11 protein-coding genes are annotated in these 14747 nt (G+C 42.3%); 8 read left to right on the forward strand and 3 right to left on the reverse strand.

Annotation, left to right across the window (positions count from 1 at the left end):
• Window positions 1-272: 272 nt before the first annotated feature.
• Entirely contained in the window at window positions 273-824 is a 552-nt protein-coding gene (locus SY85_RS16805; RefSeq protein WP_066406039.1) for a cupin domain-containing protein, read from the forward strand.
• Window positions 825-898: 74 nt separating this feature from the next.
• Here SY85_RS16805 and SY85_RS16810 read toward each other — a convergent pair whose 3' ends face one another.
• Entirely contained in the window at window positions 899-1312 is a 414-nt protein-coding gene (locus tag SY85_RS16810) for a DUF4345 domain-containing protein (RefSeq protein ID WP_066406040.1), read from the reverse strand.
• Window positions 1313-1859: 547 nt separating this feature from the next.
• Window positions 1860-2321 carry a response regulator gene (locus SY85_RS16820; protein WP_066406042.1) on the reverse strand — a complete coding sequence of 154 codons (462 nt, stop codon included), beginning with the start codon at window positions 2319-2321 and terminating at the stop codon, window positions 1860-1862.
• 432 nt (window positions 2322-2753) lie between these two features.
• On the opposite strand from SY85_RS16820, the gene SY85_RS16825 reads away from it, so the two are divergent.
• Window positions 2754-4694: a delta-60 repeat domain-containing protein gene (locus tag SY85_RS16825; protein ID WP_066406043.1), complete on the forward strand. Its 1941-nt coding sequence runs from the start codon at window positions 2754-2756 to the stop codon at window positions 4692-4694.
• A gap of 53 nt (window positions 4695-4747) precedes the next feature.
• On the opposite strand, the gene purN is transcribed toward SY85_RS16825, so the two are convergent.
• Entirely contained in the window at window positions 4748-5668 is a 921-nt protein-coding gene (gene purN, locus SY85_RS16830; protein ID WP_226998862.1) for a phosphoribosylglycinamide formyltransferase, read from the reverse strand.
• Window positions 5669-5928: 260 nt separating this feature from the next.
• Between purN and SY85_RS16840 the strand changes: the two genes are divergently transcribed.
• The 6 genes from SY85_RS16840 (at window position 5929) to SY85_RS16865 (ending at window position 14738) form a co-directional block, all read left to right on the forward strand.
• On the forward strand, window positions 5929-7191 hold the full coding sequence (locus tag SY85_RS16840; protein WP_066406045.1) for a c-type cytochrome: 1263 nt from the start codon (window positions 5929-5931) through the stop codon (window positions 7189-7191).
• A 176-nt stretch (window positions 7192-7367) separates the two neighbouring features.
• Window positions 7368-10607: a TAT-variant-translocated molybdopterin oxidoreductase gene (locus tag SY85_RS16845; protein ID WP_066406046.1), complete on the forward strand. Its 3240-nt coding sequence runs from the start codon at window positions 7368-7370 to the stop codon at window positions 10605-10607.
• A 108-nt stretch (window positions 10608-10715) separates the two neighbouring features.
• Window positions 10716-12158, forward strand: coding sequence for an NrfD/PsrC family molybdoenzyme membrane anchor subunit (gene nrfD, locus SY85_RS16850; protein WP_066406047.1), 1443 nt, complete (start codon window positions 10716-10718; stop codon window positions 12156-12158).
• 38 nt (window positions 12159-12196) lie between these two features.
• Window positions 12197-12787: a DUF3341 domain-containing protein gene (locus tag SY85_RS16855; protein ID WP_066406048.1), complete on the forward strand. Its 591-nt coding sequence runs from the start codon at window positions 12197-12199 to the stop codon at window positions 12785-12787.
• Between the two features lie 19 nt (window positions 12788-12806).
• The gene (locus tag SY85_RS16860) at window positions 12807-13490 is read left to right on the forward strand and encodes a c-type cytochrome (protein ID WP_066406049.1); all 684 of its coding nucleotides are present in this window, start codon (window positions 12807-12809) and stop codon (window positions 13488-13490) included.
• A 21-nt stretch (window positions 13491-13511) separates the two neighbouring features.
• The gene (locus SY85_RS16865; protein ID WP_066406050.1) at window positions 13512-14738 is read left to right on the forward strand and encodes a quinol:cytochrome C oxidoreductase; all 1227 of its coding nucleotides are present in this window, start codon (window positions 13512-13514) and stop codon (window positions 14736-14738) included.
• Window positions 14739-14747 lie beyond the last annotated feature (9 nt).

The raw sequence follows: 14747 nt of genomic DNA on the forward strand, positions 1-14747 counted from the left end.
TCACTCATCACTCATTACTCACCATTGACTCTCGACTATTAACTATCCCTCTGCGCCCTCCGTGTCTTTGTGGCTCCGTGGTTCCTCTCTTTCCGCGCCTTGGCGCGATCTGCGTAAAAACCCCAAAACCCAGCAGTAAGAAATTCTGCCAAGAATTCTTGAAAATGATGGCAGGCTGCTCTATGTTCTATTGCAGATAGATTTTATATTTATAATCCGGCAGCAATTACTTGCAACCTATTACTTTCTTACACCATTCAAACCAACCATTTATGGCTTATCCAAACAAAGTCATCCGCAATACAAAGACAGGACAGGACATTCGTTTTATTAAAACAGGAAAAGAAACCAATGGCGAATTGTTGGAAATGGAAGCCAGCTTCACGCCACACTCTATTGAGCCGGCGGCTCATTACCACCCGCATCAAGCTGAGGATTTTACAGTACTTACCGGCGCTCTTACCGTTCGGCTAAATGACAAAGTAACTGTATTGAAGGCCGGTGATACACTGCATATACCCACCAATGCTGTACATGCCATGTGGAACAGCAGCAACCAGAAAACAATTGTAAACTGGAAGGTAAAACCAGCACTCAATACCGATCACCTGCTGGAAATGGGTGTAGGTCTGGCTAATGATACGGACACTACGGAGAAAGGCATGCCGGGCGTATTACAAATGGCCTTACTGGCTCAGCGCTTTTCCGATGTGTACCGCCTGGCAAAGCCACCATATGTAGTGCAGCGTATTTTGTTTGCACTGCTAACGCCCTTTGCTTACATGGCCGGTTACCGCAGTGAGTACAAAAAATATATTGACTAAAAGCCGCTTTATTGGAGCGGCTCAATGTTGCAATAGTTGCTGCTAACTGCTATCGCTATACGAAAAACAATAACTTATGCTATAGCTCGTGTTTGTTTTTGACGCAGGAAAAGAAGTGTTAAGGACAACAGGCAGAGTACACTTTCAATGGTAAGCCACTGTTTACCAAAATCGCCCAGCGCACCTTCTGAAGCCATGGTCATTAAGCGCGATAGTGCATAGAATCCCCACAGCATCGATAAGAACGCTAAGCCCTTACCGGCATCTTTAACAGCCATATAGATTAATGAAATAACAATGGTGAGTCCTACACCGCCATATACACCGCGGATAGAACTATAGGCATCATTGTTAGGAAGTGTTACATGTACAAGATCCATAACAGCCTGTGGGCTAACAATGGCCATAAGGCTTACATATAAAAGACTCAATGCAGAAAAAAGAATAAGAACAACAGAAGAAATGCGAATAAATCGATTGGCTTTCATTTTCGTTAATTTGAAAGCAAAGCTGTTACAAGCTTAAAAAATAAATCTTGGTGTAGACAAAGATTTATGTGAGCAGCGGCCCCCTGACCCTCGAAGAGGAGCGCTTCGCACTATATAGTTTCACGCAGAGGCGCAGAGAACGTGGAGGGAAAGGTTTCGCACAGAGGAAAGGAGAAAAGGAGGAAGGGAATAATGAACAAGGAACAAGGAATAAGGAAGGAAGAAGTGGAGGAGATGTTCCATGCTCAATAATCAATGATTATTCATTAGTAATTATTGATTATTGAAGAAGAATGTAAATAGAAAAGCACTCCACTTAAAGGAGTGCTTTTCTATTTTGAGTATATCACTTCTTAGCGTCTTTTAATCTTTGCGCCTTTGCGTGAAATCCTTATTTGAACATTCCCTCCTCCCTTCTTCATTCTTCCTTCCTTGTTCATTATTCTCTTTCTTCATCAGCTAATTTGCACACCAGCTAATCAGCTAATTAATTCTCTCTCCGCGTCCTCTGCGCGACACCTTTCAGCGCGAAGCGCTCTCCGCCCTCTTACACCGTAAACGGTACAAAACGATTATTAATATAATAGTGACTGTTCAAGGGCGAGCCGGCATTCCAGTCCATAGAAAATATAGATTCTAAAGCGTGTTGCAGATGCTTCACACTAAATGGTTTTACCATGTAGAAATCAGCTTTGTGAATATAGGACTGCTGAATATCGCTAAGTTGAGAAGAGCTGGTGTATACTATAACAGGAACCTGCTGCCATTGTGCATTGCTTTTGATTTCTTCCAGGCAGTCGAAACCATTTTTGCAAGGCATGTTCAGGTCTAAGAAAATAAGATCAGGTGTTTGACGAGATAAAAATTCAAACAAGGCCTCACCGTCATATACTATTGATATGCGCTTGGAAGCGTCTACCTCTTTTAAAATGCTTTTGAATAAAAAGCCATGATCCTGATCGTCATCGGCTAATAATATATGGTTAAATACAGGTTTCTTCGACTCCATACACCGCAATTGTAATAATATAAGCTTTCAAAAACAGCACCAACTCTGTTGAAAATTACTAGTGGCTATTTAAAGCTTTGGTAAAATTGGCTGTTGTTTGCCAGCCTCAACTGGTAGCAACAGAAGTGAGTATTTCCTCCACCCATTATCTTTCCCTGTTTGCGGTTAGTTATGCTCGTTAGCCACTACAGTTCATGCAGGCAACACATTAAATAAATACTACAATTAATTTGATATAGAAAGTTTTAGTCATTCTACTGGTGACAGATTATAAGCCGTTGGTGGTTTATTCTCTGCAGGTTCTTCCGGTTTTTGTTGCAGGGCATTAACAAAACCTCAACATTTAAACTTCCAGGAATAAACCACCCAATATCATTTCAGATAGCTTTTTAAGTCCTTAAATGATGTTGGCACCTAGATAAAATCCAACATATGAAAAACCAAATCAAAATAGTGTTGCGCTTGCTAGCGGTATGTTCTATTGTCTTTTGTATGCACCACACCGCTTCTTCCCAAACCTATATTAGAAATACAGATTGGAATGGAAATGATACAACGGTTTTCGGAAGTGGGCAAAAGGCAGTACGCTGTATCATAACCTTAGAAAACCAGCCCGACCCTGCCAACAATGGCAAAATGATCGTCGTAGGCGACTTTGCAAAGTATGATGGTGTATACAGTCCGCATATTGCACGTCTAAATGCCGATGGTTCCATCGATAAAACATTTGGCACCACACCTCTAAATCTGGGCGGCCAACCGTTGCTAACCGTCGCAGAAGATCCCAAAGGCAACCTGTTGATTGGCGGCATGTTTAAAGAGGTAAATGGACAAGCCATAGGTGGTATAGCCCGGTTGACCCCTAATGGTAACCTGGACCCCAGCTTTACTATAGGAACCGGCTTTGGGGCTGTTTCGGGTCAAACCTATCCGGAAGTACATAAAATCCTGATCAAAAATGACCCAGCTAAGGATGTGGATGATTATGGAATATTGGTGGGTGGCTTATTTAAGTCTTTTAACGGGGTGGATACCGATGGGGGTGTAAAAGGCGGATTGGTACAGCTGAACTTTAATGGCACCTACAACCGCAGCTTTAAAGTAACCGATGATTGTTGTAGTGGGGGCGGAGTGAGGGATATGGTTTTTGACAACGATGGCAATATTGTAGCGGTAGGGGAGTTTGGAGTAGCAGGCGGGGTAACCACAAAAAGAGTAGCCCGTTTACTTCGTAATGGCGGTACGGCTACGCAGCCAGTAATTTTTGATCCAACGTTCAAACCTCTCAATGCAAAAGTGCCAAACAATGCGGTGAACAGCGTGTTGGTACTACCCGACAATAAAATAATGATTGGTGGTAAGTTCACCGCCTTTTTAGACTTTGGGCCCGGTGGCGGTGGCAATCCAATGCCGGAGGTAGGAAGCTACTTGGCTCGCCTGAATGCCAACGGCACACTTGATATTCCCAGTATTGCTGATCCTGATCCTGATTTTGTACCGCTGGGGCTTACGTCGCCTACGCTGTTTAGCATTTTTGAGCCAGGGGTGCAGGTTTTAAAGTTAGATCCCATGGGGCGGATATTGGTAGGTGGCCGCTTTGCTAACCCTAAGGGGAATCTTTTCCGATTAGATGCCAGTGGTGTTTTAGATGGTGATTTTAATATTAATGCTGGCTTCAATGGGCCGGTTTTAGATTTTATCTTCCGTGATATTGTCAATAAGGACGGCGACGTGATTGCCCGGGGCGAGCTTATCGCAACAGTTGGCGATTTTAGCAGCTTTGATAATGTTAGCAAACAGCAGAATGTCCTGGAATTAGGAAATGCTACTGTATTGGCTACCAACATGTTAAAACTCAATGCTACTAAGGTCAATAATACCGGGGTAAAACTGCAATGGGCAGGAACCAGCGATATACTAACCTATGAATTACAGCGCTCCGGCAATGGTTCCCAGTTTCAAACAATAGCTACCCGTTCTAATTCTAATGGTATAATAATATATAACGACCAGTCCATACAAGGCTATGCTATCTTATACTACCGGTTACTGGCCAAAGGGAAGGCGGGGGAGATTCATTTTTCAGATGTGGTGAAACTGTCCTTTACCTCAGCGCAAGCCAGCTTACAGCCGCTTTCAGCTACCTCTTTGAAGCTAACTTATACAGGCAATGCCCTTTACGGCGATAAATTAATTATACAATCCATTGCTGCAGATGGAAAGCTGATCTGGCAAAAGCAATCCCCGGTAAGAGGTAATTCTATTAATATAGTGATCTCGCTGCCGGTGCCAATGTCAAATAGTTTCCTTTTAGTAAGAGATGAGCAAGGCGCCCTGCTGTATAAAACGTACTACATGGCAACATCCAAATAGCAAATTCTCATGTGTAGTACAAGGTCCCGCTGTTTTGGCGGGACCTTCTTTTATTATTTAGTAGCCGTTTCCTGTTGGGCAGCCAGGATAACCTGTTCTACAATCAGGGGAAAATGTTGGTGCTCCAACTGATGAATACGGCTGGCCAGCGATTCTGGTGTATCGCCAGGCTCTACCAGGCAGGTAGCTTGGAAAATCACATCGCCATGGTCATAATGCTCATCTACAAAATGAATGGTGATCCCCGATTCCTTTTCACCAGCGGCAAGGACTGCCGTGTGTACAAAGGCGCCATACATACCCTTACCGCCATACTTGGGCAATAGAGCAGGATGTATATTAATAATATGTAGACGATAGGCTTCTATCAGGCTTTGTGGAATCTTCCAAAGGAACCCGGCTAATACAATGAATTGAATACCAGCATTTTGCAGTTCGGGAACATACCCGTCGCCCCTGAAAAAGGGTTCTTTCTCTATTAATAAGGTAGGTATGCCTTCATTTTCAGCAATAGAAAGAACGCCAGCTCCTGGCTTGTTGCACACAATCAATGCTACTTCAATAGTAGGATGCGTTTTAAAGTGCTGGATAATTTTATGGGCATTGGTACCTGTACCAGAGGCAAAAATCGCAATTCGATATTTCTCGACTCCCGATTCCCGATTCACGTTTAACTCTTGTTCTGTTCTCATAATTCTCAGTCTTTGCAATATTTTCTTTTCATACCGCCAGAAAAAGGGAAACTGGCCCAGGGCAAAAGCTATACTTAATAAGATGAGCTGATAGCCAAGTATAAGAACCAGCAAACGTACGAGGATTTTCCAGCTCCAGTGTGTAGAAGCCGAAAATCCAAGCCAGCCGGTAATACTTTTTGATATAAAGGCAGTTAGGGTGCCGGTGAGGGCAAAAACGCAAAGAATCCAGAACAATTGAACGGGACGAACGTTCCATTTATGCTGTAACCGCTTCCACATGCAGAACGAAATTAGCAGCAAAGGGCAAGCAAAAACACTTAGTACCGGTTGGGTTTTTCACACTTGGGTCAACAAATGCACGGCTTACGAAAACATGACAATCCTCATTTCGACTGTTCCACGGAGCGGTAAAAAATCGGCTGAAACTCAAGCCTGTAGCGCGTTAAAAAAAATTTAAAGACCTTGACGTTTTGTTAGTTTACTGTCATATTTTTGCACCCGATTCAGGAAATTTTCCACATTTTAGATCCCAAGCATCTATGATTTTGATTAAGTCTTTCGCACAAAAAGTACTACTGCTCGGTTTTCTTTTCTTCTCATACATTTCTTTAAATGCACAAGAAGGTAAGCAGCTTTTTCAATCGCATTGCCAAACCTGCCACTCGTTAGATAAAAATTTAACAGGTCCGGCTCTGCGCGGATTTTTGGAAAGAGGTCCTTGGGCTGACAAAGCAAATCTTTATGCATGGATTCACAATCCGGCTGGTTTCATGGCTAAAGATCCTTATACACAAGGCTTGAAGCAACAGTTTGGTGTGATCATGCAGGCCTTCCCGGATTTAACAACACAGCAGATCGATGCTATTGCCGATTATGTTGCTACTGCACCTCCTCCAGGTGGTGATAAAACAACAACAACTACTACAGGTGCGCCTGCAGAAGACAACTCTGGTCGTAACGCCATCATCTTTGGTGTTATCTCTATAGTATTGGCCATCGTTGCGCTGATCTTAATGCAGGTTAACAACAACCTGAAGAAATTATCTGATGATAAAGAAGGTATCCTGCGCCCTGAGCCAGTTCCTTTCTGGCGTAATAAAGTATACATCGCTTTGTTAGCGTTAGTATTCTTTATCGTAGGTGGTTACTTTGTAGGTAAGGGTGCTATCAACCTGGGCCGTCAACAAAGCTACCAGCCAGACCAACCTATTCACTATTCTCATAAAGTGCATGCCGGTATCAACCAGATCAACTGTTTGTATTGTCATGGTAACGCTTGGGAAAGCAAACACGCTGCCATTCCTTCTCTGAATATTTGTATGAACTGTCATAAGGCGATCACTACTTATGAAAAAGGTCCAAAGCTTTATGATGAAGAGGGTAAAGAAATTAATGGTACAGCCGAAATCCAAAAGCTGCATCAATATGCAGGTTACGAGCCTGGTAAACCTTGGGATCCTTCTAAGGCAAAACCAATCGAGTGGGTTAAAATCCACAACCTGCCTGACCACGTATTTTTCAGCCACGCACAACACGTAAATGCAGGTAAAGTAGCTTGTCAAACTTGTCATGGTAACATTCAGGAAATGGATGTTGTGTCTCAACAAGCTGAATTAAGCATGGGCTGGTGTATCAACTGTCACCGTCAAACCAAAGTAAACTTCTTTAACGGTAAAGACAGCTCTGGCAACAAGTTCTACAGCATTTATGAAAAATTCCATAACGATATCGCTAGCGGTAAAATGGATAGCGTAACAGTAAAAGATATCGGTGGTTTAGAGTGCGTAAAGTGTCACTATTAATAATAGCGTGACAGCTGATAGAACGAGTTCTTAATTTATTTGAAACAGTTTAATAGCGTGTATAGTTGTGTCGCCGGCAAACGTATCCTGTGAAAAGGTTGTTGGAGCACTCTTGCACCATGTTATATTCATCATCATTTTTTAAACCAAAATTCCCCTTTAGGGGATAAGGGTCTATGAGTAATAAAAAGTATTGGCAAAATTTCGCTGAGCTGAATGACAACGAACGTTATCAAAAGCTGCAGAAAGATGAATTCAAAGAAGAATTGCCTTTTGAGGATAGTGATGGAAAAGGGTGGTTGGATGCAAAGGCTCCAAGAAGAGATTTCTTGAAATATTTAGGCTTCAGTACTGCTGCAGCTACATTGGCTTCTTGTGAAATGCCTGTACGCAAGGCCATTCCTTATACCAATAAGCCAGAAAATGTAGCTCCTGGTGTGGCCAAATACTACGCTACCACGTTTGTACAAGACGGTGAAGTAGTTCCCGCTTTGGCAAAAGTGAGAGATGGCCGTCCTATTAAAATAGAAGGTAACGACTTGTCCTCGCTAACAAAAGGCGGTACGTCTTCACGTATGCAGGCTTCTGTTCTGGACTTGTACGATACAAACCGCACGCGTCATCCAAAACGCAAGAACGGTAACCGCTTGGAAGAAGTGGCTACATTCGAAGCATTGGATAGTCAAATTGCTAACGCATTGGCTGGTTTAGGCGGCGCACCTGTTGTGTTGTTGACCAGTACCATTGTTTCTCCTTCTACTCGTCAGATTGTTACTGACTTTTTAGCTAAATACCCAGGTAGCCGTCACGTACAATACGATGCGGTTTCTTATAGCGGTATGCTGTTAGCCAATGAAGCTACATTTGGCAAAAGAGCATTACCATCTTACCAGTTCGACAGAGCGAAAGTAATTGTGAGCTTAGGTGCTGACTTCTTAGGTACCTGGATCAGCCCGGTAGAATTTGCCCGTCAGTATTCTTATGGTCGTAAGATCAATGAGAAGAACCCAACCATGAGCAAACACTACCAGGTAGAAAGCTTTTTAAGCATGACGGGTTCAAGCGCTGATGAACGCTTTGTACACCGCCCATCTGAAACAGGTGCTGTTGCTATGGCCTTGTTAAGTGCATTAGGTGGCACTGCTCCTGCTGCAAACTTTGCAGATGCGAAGCTGAAAGCTGGTATTCAGAAAATTGCTAACGACTTAAAAGCAAATACTGGTGCGGCATTGGTAGTGTGCGGAAGCAACGATCCAAACGTACAAACAGTAGTAAACGCTATCAATAGTGCTATTGGTGCCTTTGGTTCTACTATTAACTGGGGTGCTCCATTAAACACGAAGCAGGCTATCGATACCGACATGGTAACGTTGGTAAACGATATGAACGCGGGTCGTGTAGGTGCTTTGTTGATGTACGATGTAAACCCTGCGTATGATTACCATACAGCGCAGCAGTTTATCGATGGATTGAAGAAAGTAAAACTGTCTGTTTCCTTCAACGAAAAGATGGATGAAACAACAGAACTGGTTAACTATATCGTTCCAACACACCATTACTTAGAGTCTTGGGGTGATGCAGAAACTAAGCCAGGCTTTGTTTCTTTCATTCAGCCAACCATCAATCCTTTATTTAAAACACGTCCGTTCCAAACTTCATTATTGAAATGGAGCGGTAACAATACAGATTACGATACCTATTTCCGTCAATACTGGACTGGAAAGTTAGGTGGTGAGATGGCATTTGAAAAAGCATTGCAAGATGGTATCATCGAAGGCGGTGCTCGTCCAATGACTTCTCCTATAGGTAATGCAACTGATTCAACGGCACAAACAGCTCCTACTACAACTGGCTTTAGCGGTGGTGTTTATAATGGTGGCGGTTTAGCTGCAGCTGTTACAGCATTGTCTTCTGCTAAAAAAGGCGGTAAAACAGAATTAGTTATCTACCAGAATGTGGCCATGGCTAGCGGTAAACAATCCGGTAACCCGTGGTTGTTAGAGTTGCCAGATCCGGTAACACGTGCTGACTGGGATAACTATGCCATGATCTCTGTTTCTAAAGCAAAAGAGTTAGGCATTGAGCTGGATACGGATTACGAATACTACATGGATAAGCCGGTTATTAAAATAACCGCTAATGGTAAAGATGTAGAACTTCCAGTACTGGTAATTCCAGGTATGGAAAAAGATACCATTGCTGTCGCTGTAGGTTATGGCCGTAACGAAGCATTTGGTAAAGCTTCTTTTGAAGTAGGTAAGAATGTTTATGGTTTTGCCCATTTCAATGGCAGAACAGTAGATTATTTCACTGATGTTACGATCTCTGAAAAGCCAATCCGTAAGGAGAAGGTAGCTCAGATGCAGATACACAACTCTTACGAGAAACGCTTTGAAGTTGTTCGCGAAATGTCAATGGGTACTTTCAAAAAATACCCTAACGAGATCAAAGAATGGCGCGAAGAATTGCATAAAGCCAGTGCACCGCAATCAGGTGACTTCGTTAAGGATGGTACACTGTTTGGCCAACACTCTCAGCCTGGACTGAAATGGGGTATGTCTATCGACATGAACTCTTGTATCGGTTGTCACGCTTGCGTAGTGGCTTGTCATACAGAAAACAACGTACCTGTTGTTGGTAAGAGCGAAGTATTGCGTTACCACGATATGCACTGGTTGCGTATTGACCGCTACTTTGTAACCGATGACAACAATACTGACGACTTAAAAGCAGTGGTATTCCAACCAATGTTGTGTCAGCATTGCGATAACGCTCCTTGCGAAAACGTTTGTCCGGTAGCCGCTACACCACACAGCAGCGAGGGTATGAACATGATGACCTACAACCGTTGTATTGGTACTCGTTATTGCGCAAACAACTGTCCTTATAAAGTTCGTCGTTTCAACTGGGCTGATTATACTGGTGCTGATAGCTTCCCGAACAACCAAGACCAAAAACTGGTAGGTAAGTTGGATCCGGCTGTATTCCAGATGAATGATGACCTGACTCGTATGGTATTGAACCCAGACGTTACGGTTCGTAGCCGTGGTGTAATGGAAAAATGTTCATTCTGCGTTCAACGTACGCAGGAAGGTAAGCTGAAAGCGAAAATGCAAAACCGTCCTTTACAAGATGGCGATGTTACTTCTGCTTGTGCACAGGCTTGTCCTACAGATGCTATCGTATTTGGTAACGTACATGATCCAAATAGTAAAGTATCTAAGTTGCGTAAAGAAAACGAGCAGCGTTTGTATTACGTAATTGAGCAGATCCACACGCTGCCAAACGTAAACTACATGGCTAAGGTTCGCAACACTGATGAAGTTGAGGAAAAAGGAAATGAGCACGGAGCTGAACATGCTTCTCAGTCTAAAGAAGCACAACCAGCCGGTGAGCACGCAGCTGAAACACATTAAGAGTTGACAAAAGCACTTACTAGGTGCTTAACAAGGAATAAAAAGTAGAACACATAAAATAACGAAGCTTCTGCTGTTTAAACAGCGAAGCTTTTAGCTCGAAAAATTATGGCATTACTTAAGTACGAATCGCAGGTAAGACCACCACTTGTAGTCGGTAACAAAGACTACCATCAGGTTACGGAAGATATTTGTCGTCCTGTAGAAGCAAAACCATCAAAGCTTTGGTGGATTGGATTTATCATCTCCGTTGGCTTGTTATTATTCGGTGTGCTTTCAGTTACAGTGGAAGTGATTTATGGTACTGGTCAGTGGAACCTGAACAAAACCATCGGTTGGGGTTGGGATATCACCAACTTCGTTTGGTGGGTTGGTATTGGTCACGCGGGAACGCTGATCTCCGCCATCTTGTTATTGTTCCGTCAAGGCTGGCGTACTGGTGTAAACCGTGCGGCTGAAGCGATGACTATCTTCGCGGTAATGTGCGCAGGTCAGTTCCCGATCTTCCACATGGGTCGCGTATGGAATGCCTTCTTCGTATTGCCTTATCCAAATACCCGTGGTCCGCTGTGGGTAAACTTTGACTCTCCATTGTTGTGGGACGTATTTGCGATCTCTACTTACTTCACCGTATCATTATTATTCTGGTATGCTGGTTTGTTACCAGATCTGGCCACTTTACGTGATCGTGCAAGAGAAAAATGGAGAAAAGCATTTTATGGTGTTGCCGCTTTTGGTTGGACAGGTTCTACCAAGCACTGGCAGCGTCACGAAGCTTTATCACTGGTACTAGCTGGTTTGTCTACACCACTGGTATTATCTGTACACACAATCGTATCCTTTGACTTCGCCACTTCAGTAATCCCGGGATGGCACACTACCATCTTCCCTCCTTACTTCGTTGCGGGTGCGGTATTCTCTGGATTTGCGATGGTGCAAACCCTGTTGTTGATCACACGTAAAGTGCTGAATCTAGAAGAGTACATCACCATTGAGCACATCGAAGTAATGAACAAGGTAATTGTATTGACAGGTTCTATCGTAGGTATTGCTTATTTGACGGAGTTATTCATGGCCTGGTATTCAGGTGTAAAATATGAGTGGTTTGCCTTTGCTGAAAACCGTGCTAACGTGTTTAGCCCATACGGTTGGAGCTACTGGTTGATGATGGGTTGTAACGTAATTTCTCCGCAGATCTTCTGGTTTAAGAAAATGCGTCGTAATATCCTGGTAACATTCTTTATGTCTATCCTGGTGAACGTGGGTATGTGGTTTGAGCGTTTTGTGATCATCGTTACTTCTTTGTACCGCGACTATCTGCCTTCTAGCTGGAGTACGTATTATACACCAACTATTTGGGAGATTGGTTTCTACATGGGAACCTTCGGTTTGTTCTTCACTTGCTACTTCCTGTTCTCTAAATTCTTCCCTGTAATTGCTATTGCAGAGATCAAGCATATCTTGAAAAAGAATGGTGATAGTTATAAAGAGAAGATGGACGTAGTAGAGAGAGAGAATGTAGACGAGTTCGCACACGCACAAGCGCACTAAAACTAGAAATTAGAAAAAGAAACTTTTGAAATTATTTTATGGCTATAAAGAAATTTGTTGTAGGTAATTTTTATGACGAGCAGGTGTTGTTTCCTGCAGTCAAAGCTGTTCGGAAACAAGGCTATAAGATCCATGATGTTTACACGCCGTTTCCAATCCATGGCTTAGATACCGCAATGGGATTAAGAGATACAAGCCTACATACAGCTGGTTTTATCTACGGTATTACAGGTACAACAACAGCCTTTTCATTCATTACCTGGGCATTTACAACAGACTGGCCTTTAAATATTGGTGGTAAGCCTTTCTTCGCTTTACCAGCGTGGATTCCCATCATGTTTGAGTTAACGGTATTGTTTGCAGCAGTAGGTATGGTGTTGACATTCTGTTACCTATGCCAGTTAGCACCGTTTGTAAGGAAAGACCACTTCAATCTGCGTTCTACAGACGATACGTTTACAATGGCCATTGAGTTAAATGAAAGAAGCAATGAAGATGAGATCATCAGCTTCCTTCAGAGAACTGGAGCACAAGAAGTTTCAGTTCAATCAAAAGAAACCGGCTGGTGGTTAGGTCGTTACGATCAGGATAACCGTTTATACGAAAACAGACCGGAGGTCATTGCTTAAACATATTATTTAGATTAACATGAAGAAATTATTAGCAATAACAGGTTTTTTAGCATTAGGCGCAGGACTTATTAGCTGTGGTGGTGCAAATGGTAAAGACCAGGGTAGAGCATACATGCCGGATATGTGGTATAGCCGTGCCTATGAAACGTATGACTATAATAATAAACCAGAAGATCATGATCTGAAAAGTCGTGATGTTTTTTATAACGCTACGCCAGTAGCAGGAACCATTGCAAGAGGCGATGCTTTCAACTTCCCTATTGCAGCGGGTGATAGTGGATATGCACAGGCAGCTTCTTATGCAAGCCCAATTGCATCTATGAAAATAACGCCTGCTCAAATGAAAGAAGCAGAACGCTTATACTTGATCAATTGTGCTATCTGTCATGGTTCGGCCCTTGATGGTAATGGTCCTTTATGGAAAGGTGGTGATGGCCCTTATCCAGCTGCTCCACGTAACCTGAAAGATGATTACACAAAGAAATTGGCTGATGGTCAGATCTACCATGTAATTACATATGGTAAAGGCCAAATGGGTAGTTACGCTTCACAGGTACATCCTGATCAGCGCTGGTGGATTGTTTCTTATATCAGAAGCAAACAAGGTGGTGGTGCTACTACAGCAACTACAGATTCAACAGCTAAAACTGCTGCAGCGCCCACTAGCGCAACAGCGGATACAACTAAAAAATCTAAATAACAGCGTATATAAATTATAATAATGGCAACGAGAGAATTTTTTGCAATCCCAAAACGCTATAATTCATTATCGCTCATTTTAATGGCGATAGGGATTATATCTATCATTATCTTATATATTACGCATGGTTCTAGCAGCGATCACCATGAACAAGCACGTTTTTGGGCCTCATTATTACAGAATAGTGTATACTTCTTATTAATAGTAAACATTAGTACTTTCTTCATTTGTGCAACAACCTTAGCATGGGGCGGCTGGCAAATGACATTCAGAAGAGTGCCAGAAGCTATTGCTTCTTGTGTACCTGTAATGAGCGTAATCACTTTTATTATATTGATGGCTCTTGTGTTTGGTGGTAATCATGAATTATACCATTGGACAGATACAGCTCATGTGCAGCATGACGAAGTCCTGTCTCACAAAAGTGGTTTCTTAAATAAAGGCTTCTTTACTGTAGTTACACTGATAACGCTTTTAGCCTGGTCTTTTTTAGGTTGGAAATTAAGAAAGCTTTCAACTGAAATTGATAATCAACCATTGACTATCGAAGAAGGTAAAAGCTATATGTTTAAAAATACCGTTTGGTCTGGTGTTTATGCAGCTATTTTTGGTTTAACAATGTTGTCAACCCTGCCTTGGTTATGGCTGATGAGTCTTAATGCGCATTGGTATTCAACTATGTATAGCTGGTACTCATTTGCAAGCGTATTTGTTGGTGGCTTAGCATTGATTACATTGTTTGTAGTATATCTTAAAAATACCGGGTATTTAGAGTATACTAACAAAGAGCACATTCATGACTTAGGAAAGTTTGTTTTTGCCTTCTCTATTTTCTGGACATACTTGTGGTATTCACAGTTCATGTTGATCTGGTATGCAAACATTCCGGAAGAAACAGTTTACTTTCAGCCACGTTTACACGGTGCCTATAGAGGAATTTTCTTCTTAAACCTGATCATAAACTTCGTGGCTCCTTTATTAATATTAATGAAGCGTGCGTCCAAGAGAAATTATGGTACTATTACCATGATGGCTGTATTGCTGATTTTTGGTCACTGGCTAGACTTTTACCAAATGGTTTTCCCTGCCATCTCTAATGAGCATGTTCCATTCATGTTAGTAGATCTTGGTATTGGTTTAGGCTTTGTTGGTTTGATCATGTTCTTAGTAGCAAAAGCATTATCAAAAAATCCTTTATTGGCAAAAAACCATCCATTACTGAAAGAAGGTATTATTCATCATACTTAATAAACTAGC

Source organism: Flavisolibacter tropicus, from assembly GCF_001644645.1.
Classification (GTDB): Bacteria; Bacteroidota; Bacteroidia; order Chitinophagales; family Chitinophagaceae; genus Flavisolibacter; species Flavisolibacter tropicus.

What these genes read in the sequence shown, in the direction of transcription:
- SY85_RS16805 (WP_066406039.1), top strand. Translation starts at nt 273, where the DNA reads ATGGCTTATCCAAACAAAGTCATCCGCAATACAAAGACAGGACAGGAC.
- SY85_RS16810 (WP_066406040.1), bottom strand. Translation starts at nt 1,312, where the DNA reads ATGAAAGCCAATCGATTTATTCGCATTTCTTCTGTTGTTCTTATTCTT.
- SY85_RS16820 (WP_066406042.1), bottom strand. Translation starts at nt 2,321, where the DNA reads ATGGAGTCGAAGAAACCTGTATTTAACCATATATTATTAGCCGATGAC.
- SY85_RS16825 (WP_066406043.1), top strand. Translation starts at nt 2,754, where the DNA reads ATGAAAAACCAAATCAAAATAGTGTTGCGCTTGCTAGCGGTATGTTCT.
- purN (WP_226998862.1), bottom strand. Translation starts at nt 5,668, where the DNA reads ATGTGGAAGCGGTTACAGCATAAATGGAACGTTCGTCCCGTTCAATTG.
- SY85_RS16840 (WP_066406045.1), top strand. Translation starts at nt 5,929, where the DNA reads ATGATTTTGATTAAGTCTTTCGCACAAAAAGTACTACTGCTCGGTTTT.
- SY85_RS16845 (WP_066406046.1), top strand. Translation starts at nt 7,368, where the DNA reads ATGAGTAATAAAAAGTATTGGCAAAATTTCGCTGAGCTGAATGACAAC.
- nrfD (WP_066406047.1), top strand. Translation starts at nt 10,716, where the DNA reads ATGGCATTACTTAAGTACGAATCGCAGGTAAGACCACCACTTGTAGTC.
- SY85_RS16855 (WP_066406048.1), top strand. Translation starts at nt 12,197, where the DNA reads ATGGCTATAAAGAAATTTGTTGTAGGTAATTTTTATGACGAGCAGGTG.
- SY85_RS16860 (WP_066406049.1), top strand. Translation starts at nt 12,807, where the DNA reads ATGAAGAAATTATTAGCAATAACAGGTTTTTTAGCATTAGGCGCAGGA.
- SY85_RS16865 (WP_066406050.1), top strand. Translation starts at nt 13,512, where the DNA reads ATGGCAACGAGAGAATTTTTTGCAATCCCAAAACGCTATAATTCATTA.